Source organism: Clostridium sp. (assembly GCF_032552055.1).
In the GTDB taxonomy this organism is placed as follows: Bacteria; Bacillota; Clostridia; order Clostridiales; family Clostridiaceae; genus Clostridium.
Genome location: NZ_JAWGSV010000372.1, coordinates 1 through 2,058, shown reverse-complemented (window position 1 = coordinate 2,058; position 2,058 = coordinate 1). Strand labels below are relative to the sequence as shown.

Genomic DNA, 2,058 nt, shown 5'->3' with positions numbered 1-2,058 from the left:
AATTAAATATAAAAAAAGAATATGATATTGCAATTATAGATGAAATTCAAATGATAGATGATCCTCAAAGAGGAGATGCATGGACTAGAGCTTTACTTGGTCTTAGGTGTGAAGAAATACATCTATGTGGTGCTTTAAATGCTAAAGAGGTAGTAGAAAAGATACTAAAAGATTGTAATGATGAATTTGAATTTAAGGAATATAAGAGGAGCATTCCTTTAGAGGTTGAGGGAAAAAACTTTGACCATAAGGAAGCTGAAGAAGGGGATGCAATTGTTGTATTTTCAAAAAAGAAAGTATTACAAATAGCAGAACAATATTCTAGTGAAGGCATTAAGGTTAGTATAATTTATGGAGACTTACCTCCTGAAGTAAGAAGAAAACAATATGATATGTTTATTAATAAAGAAAATAAAGTTCTTATAACTACTGATGCTATTGGAATGGGAGTAAACTTACCTATTAAAAGAATAATATTTTTAGATATTCAAAAGTTTGATGGTGAAGAGGTTAGGAATTTAACTTCTCAAGAAGTTAAGCAGGTAGCTGGAAGAGCAGGAAGAAAAGGAATATATGAAGTTGGATATGTAGCAACAGTTAGAGGTAATCAAAGATTTATTAAAGATAAGTTAAGTGAAAAAGATAGAATTATTAAAGAAGCTGTAATAGGACCTTCAGATGCAATATTAAATATAAAAAGCTTACCTTTAAATGAGAAACTTGCCTTATGGGCTACAAGGGAAGAAAGCCTTGATTATTATAGAAAAATGGATGTAAATGAATATTTAATTATATTAGAAAGCATAAAAAGATTTAAATTAAAAGAAGAAATACAATGGGAGCTTTTAAAGATACCATTTGATATTAGTAAAGATGAACTTATGAATACCTTCCTTGGATATATTGATGAATTATTTGTTTTAAAGAGCAAGGTAATAAGTAAACCTCAATGCTTTACAGGTAATTTGGATGAACTTGAAATGTATTATCAAAGAATAAATATGTATTATTCATTTTGCAAAGTATTTAAATTAGAATTTGATTTTAAATGGATTTATGAGGAAAGAATAAAAGTAAGTAATGAAATAAATGAAATACTAGTTAGGCTTTAAATGGCCTATTTATAATAAAAGACATACTCAATTAGCTATATATTAAATTTATAAATTTCATTAAGGATAGTATTTTAGCAAATTATGTAGTATGCTATAATAATGAAAAAAAAGCTTATTAGGAGGCTTAATATGGAATATAAATTTATATTTAATGATAAAGAATATGTTTTAAATGAAAATAATTTAGAGTATTTTGTAAACGATGAAGAAAATGAATTAGGAAATTTAGAAGTAAGTGATATTTTAAACTTATTAAAAAATAGTGAGGAAGTTGACTTTCAAAGCGCTTATTATGAAACATGTTGCAGTAATTGTAAGGCTGGAAAAGAAGAAAAGAAAAAGGTATTTGATTTCTTAGAGTACTATTTTTATGCTTATGGTAAGGATGGTAAATTTGTTACAAGTAGTATAGATGATGAATATGATAAAAAATCATTTACTAGACTTAATATGGAAGGTGTAGTTGATAGTAGCTACTTAGTTACAATAATTGTATGTAGACATTGTGGTACTTATGCAATAGAAATAGAAGAGTTTGAAGTTTAAGGTAATACAATGTATTAAAAGATTAATTCAGTATAAAATACATTTGAAAGGATGTGTTTTATATGAAAAAAAACTCCATTAACCCATTGCAAAAGGGAGAAAGAAGACAAAGGCTTCATAAGGATCAGGATAATGTAGGAAATGATAAAAATAAGCCCGAATATAAAGATTTTAATGGAAACCCAATATAAAAAGAGCTGTGAAAACAGCTCTTTTTATAATTAATAATTAACAATGAAAGTTAATATGTTCTAGTGGGACTGTATTTTAATGTTATATGTAAAAAATATAACTTAATCTTGGCGTGGTTTATAATTAGGGTGATACTTTTTCTTATATAATAAAAATTAATAATAATTAAAATATGATCTTAAAATAGTTTTGGTTGGGATTATAG

General features: G+C 26.0%; 3 protein-coding genes. All 3 read left to right on the top strand.

Going from position 1 to position 2,058, the window contains the following annotated elements:
• Positions 1–1,112, top strand: a 1,112-nt coding sequence (locus tag E6248_RS15645; RefSeq protein ID WP_316341692.1) for a helicase-related protein, incomplete at its 5' end; no start/stop codon positions are given.
• A 132-nt stretch (positions 1,113–1,244) separates the two neighbouring features.
• Positions 1,245–1,661 carry a DUF3785 family protein gene (locus E6248_RS15640; protein WP_316341691.1) on the top strand — a complete coding sequence of 139 codons (417 nt, stop codon included), beginning with the start codon at positions 1,245–1,247 and terminating at the stop codon, positions 1,659–1,661.
• 62 nt (positions 1,662–1,723) lie between these two features.
• Entirely contained in the window at positions 1,724–1,852 is a 129-nt protein-coding gene (locus E6248_RS15635; RefSeq protein ID WP_279230079.1) for a clostri-philic family protein, read from the top strand.
• Positions 1,853–2,058 lie beyond the last annotated feature (206 nt).

Coding starts and splice junctions, on each gene's coding strand:
- E6248_RS15635 (WP_279230079.1), top strand. CDS start 1,724: ATGAAAAAAAACTCCATTAACCCATTGCAAAAGGGAGAAAGAAGACAA.
- E6248_RS15640 (WP_316341691.1), top strand. CDS start 1,245: ATGGAATATAAATTTATATTTAATGATAAAGAATATGTTTTAAATGAA.